Raw genomic sequence first — 3,576 nt, 5'->3', positions numbered from 1 at the left:
GATGGCGCTGGCCAGGATGGTGACGATGCCGATGGCGTCGTGGAAGCGCGAGACCACGCGGAAGGTGGCGCTGCTCTCCTCCGCCAGCGCGGCGCTCCCGTAGGCGCGGGTGCCGAACGCCACCCCCTCGATCCACCGCGCCGCCGAATCGGCCGGGGCACCGGGGGCCAGGACGATGGCGAAGCGGACCACGCGGTCGCGGCGGCCGGTGAGCGCCTCCAGGTCCGGGAGGTGGAAGCGCACCTCGAACTCGTTGCGGGCGATGCGGTTGGGGTCGGCCTCGCGCTCGAACACGCCGCCCACGACGAACGGCCGCGGCGCCGCCGTCCCGGCCAGCGCGCGGACGCGCACGGTGTCGCCCACGGCCAGCGGCACGCGCTCCGCCAGCCGGCGCTCCACCAGCATCTCCGGCAGCTGCGCGGGCGTCCCCGCCTGCAGCAGCGCCGCCATCCACGTCATCGCGATCAATCGTCCTCCCGGGGATCGCCGCAAGCTAGCCTGTGCAAACGTACGACGGGAGGGGCGCGGGCGGATTGGAGGCAATGCGTTACGGCGGGTGATACGTCGAAACGCGGTCCTCCAGCCCCGGCGATTGAAATCGCGGCACCGAACACGTGATGTCGGCCTTCGCCGACGGCTCCTGCCACGCCCAGGTTCGTGTGCACCCTGGCTGATCTCGACCCGGCTGTTCCGCGCGTCGCGCGGGTCTCCTCTCTCCGCGAGGAACGAGCGGGGAGAGGTCGGGAGAGGGGCGGGCTGCGATCGGCACGAGCCATCCGCATGCCCGCACCGAAGTTCTCCCTTCCCCCATGCCGTTTATGGGGGAAGGGTCGGGGATGGGGGGCGCTCGCCCGGGCAAGATCCACCCTCCGCGCACCGAAATCCCGCCCACGCTCCGCCTCCGCGTGATCCATCCTGCACCGCGCACGGCTCCAGCCCTCGCGCGATCCGCATCCGCCGCCCTATCTTGCTCCCGAACAAAAACCGGCTGATCGCAGTGCGCGAGCGGCCGGCGTGCATCCTCCGATTCCCGTGATCCGTGACGGACCTGCACCTCTCGCACGCCGCGGCGCGCACGCTCATGCTGGCCGCGCAGGGGCTGGACCGCCGCCCGCGCCGCCGCGCCCGCAAGGCCGACGTGCTGGCTGCCATCCGCCGCATGGGCGTGCTGCAGATCGACACCATCAGCGTCGTGGCCCGCAGCCCGTACCTGGTGCTGTGGAGCCGCATCGGCGACTACGACCCGCGCTGGCTGGACGCGCTGCTGGCTGAGCGCAAGCTCTTCGAATACTGGTCGCACGAGGCCTGCTTCGTCCCCATCGAGGACTATCCGCTGTACCGCCACCGCATGCTGGACCCCTCGTGGGCCGGCTGGCGGTACGCGCACACGTTCATGGACGCGCACCGGGACGATGCCGCGCGCCTCCTTCAGCACGTGCGCGAGCAGGGGCCCGTGCGCTCGTCGGACTTCGAGCGCAAGGACGAGCGCGGCACGTGGTGGGACTGGAAGCCGGAAAAGCGCATGCTGGAAAGCCTGTTCACCGCCGGCGAGCTGATGATCGCGCGGCGCGAGGGCTTTCAGCGCATCTACGACCTGCGCGAGCGCATCCTGCCCTCGTGGGACGATGCCCGGCTGCCGTCGGCGGATGAGGTCCGCCGCACGCTCGTACTCAAGGCCGTGCGGTCGATGGGGATCGCGAAGGCGAAGTGGGTGGCGGACTACTTCCGGATGGACAAGACGTCGACGAAGCTCATCCCCGACCGCCTGGCGGACGAGGGCGCGCTGATGCGCGTGGCCGTCGAGGGATGGAAGGAGCCCGCCTTCGTGCACCCGGACCACGCGGAAACGATGCGGTCCGCCGCCGCCGGGCGCGGCAAGCCCGTGCTGACGACGCTGCTGTCCCCGTTCGATCCGCTGATCTGGGACCGAAAGCGCGCCAGCGAGGTGTTCGGCTTCGACTACCGCATCGAGGTCTACGTGCCCGGGCCCAAGCGCGTCTACGGCTACTACGTGCTGCCCATCCTGCATCGCGGCAGGCTCGTCGGGCGGCTGGACGCCAAGGCGCATCGCAAGGACGGCGTGTTCGAGGTCAAGGCGCTGTACCTGGAGCCCGGCGTGCGCCTTACCGACCGCATGACGGCGGATGTCGCGTCCGCCATCGCGGAGTGCGCGCGCTGGCACGGCACGCCGCGCGTGACGCTCCGCCGCGCCGACCCGCCCGATGCCCTCCCCCGCCTGCAAGCCGCGCTGAAATCCGCGACGGAAGTGACAACGTGATCCCTCACCCGCTGTCATCATGAAAGGCTGTTCGGCACCATCCGTCCACGCCGCGTCATCCTGAGAAAGCGTTGCCAAACAACCTTGGATAGAGCCAGGGAGCGTCATCCTGAGAAGGCGTTGCCAAACCAGCCTTGGATAGAGCCGAGGAGCGTCATCCTGAGAAGGCGTTGCCAAACCAGCCCTGGATGGAGGCCAAGGAGCGTCATCCTGAGGGAGCGACGCGCGTAACCTGAACGCACACAAAACATTGGCGCGACCGAAGGATCTTGTGTGCGAGACTCGGAGCCGATTTCCGTGCACGAGGGTCGCCCCCGAGCTTCGCGGGCAAGATCCTTCGTCGCCGCCACGGATCACGCACGATGAGGAAGCACGCGGCGGCTCCTCAGGATGACGCTTCTGGCTGATCCGGGTGAATCAACGTCCAATGGAAACGTCGGCTGGTTCAAATGAAGCCACGACGGTGTGATCCATCCCGTGCACAACGGGAACGGAATCCGTTAGATTCCGGATTGCCGCACCGTTCCTCGAGCACTCCCGCGCGTGACCCGAACCCCGCCGCCCAGCAATCCGGATGACCCGGGTGCGGCGCTACTTCGCGGAGCTGGCGGCCACCACCCGCACCTCGCTCCAGGAGCGGATCGGCCGGCTGCGCGAGGCGGGCCGGCTGCCCACCGGGGCCGGACCCGCGCGCGGCGGCGAAACCAATCCGCCGGCGCCTTCGTAAGTTCATCCCGCGCAATCGCATCCACATCCTTCACCTGAACGCGGTAAACTATCCCAGATGTACGGGATCGCGGGCCTGCTGACCGGGCGCACCCTCTGCGGGCGCTATCGCATCGACGCGGTGATCGGACGCGGCGGCATGGGCGCCGTGTACCGCGCCAGCGACCAGCGCCTGGGCCGCGCCGTGGCCGTAAAGGTGATCGGCATCGTGGCCACGGACGCGGACGACCACGCCCGCCTGCAGGGCCGCTTTCTGCGCGAGGCCAAGGCCGCCGCCGCCCTGCACCATCCCAACGTCGTCTCCGTCCACGACTTCGGGACGGATACCGAGCTGGGGCTGGACTTCCTGGTGATGGAGCTGCTGCAGGGCGAGGACCTGGCCGTGCGCCTGGCGCGCACGGGGCCGCCGCCCGCGCACGTGTCGCTGGGCATCCTCCGCCAGGCCGCGCGCGGGCTGGCGGCCGGCCACCGCGTGGGGCTCGTGCACCGCGACGTAAAGCCCGGCAACCTGTTCCTGGAGACCAGCGACCACCCCGACGAGCCCCACGTGCGCGTGCTGGACTTCGGCATCG

At 69.9% G+C, this 3,576-nt stretch carries 4 protein-coding genes; 3 read left to right on the top strand and 1 reads right to left on the bottom strand.

Annotated elements, in window-relative coordinates; genetic code table 11:
- Window positions 1-468 (bottom strand): hypothetical protein (locus VFZ20_RS30920; RefSeq protein WP_329687832.1); only part of this gene is annotated, 468 nt, incomplete at its 3' end.
- Between the two features lie 571 nt (window positions 469-1,039).
- Between VFZ20_RS30920 and VFZ20_RS30915 the strand changes: the two genes are divergently transcribed.
- From VFZ20_RS30915 to VFZ20_RS30905, 3 genes are all read left to right on the top strand, one after another.
- On the top strand, window positions 1,040-2,278 hold the full coding sequence (locus VFZ20_RS30915) for a winged helix-turn-helix domain-containing protein (RefSeq protein ID WP_329687831.1): 1,239 nt from the start codon (window positions 1,040-1,042) through the stop codon (window positions 2,276-2,278).
- A 574-nt stretch (window positions 2,279-2,852) separates the two neighbouring features.
- On the top strand, window positions 2,853-3,005 hold the full coding sequence (locus VFZ20_RS30910; protein ID WP_329687830.1) for a hypothetical protein: 153 nt from the start codon (window positions 2,853-2,855) through the stop codon (window positions 3,003-3,005).
- Between the two features lie 57 nt (window positions 3,006-3,062).
- On the top strand, window positions 3,063-3,576 hold a 514-nt coding region (locus VFZ20_RS30905), incomplete at its 3' end, for a serine/threonine-protein kinase (protein WP_329687829.1).

It is taken from the genome of Longimicrobium sp., from assembly GCF_036280135.1.
In the GTDB taxonomy this organism is placed as follows: domain Bacteria; phylum Gemmatimonadota; class Gemmatimonadetes; order Longimicrobiales; family Longimicrobiaceae; genus Longimicrobium.
Note: the sequence above shows the minus strand (reverse complement) of the source record. Positions and strands in the feature narration are given on the sequence as shown.

Coding starts and splice junctions, on each gene's coding strand:
- VFZ20_RS30910 (WP_329687830.1), top strand. CDS start 2,853: ATGACCCGGGTGCGGCGCTACTTCGCGGAGCTGGCGGCCACCACCCGC.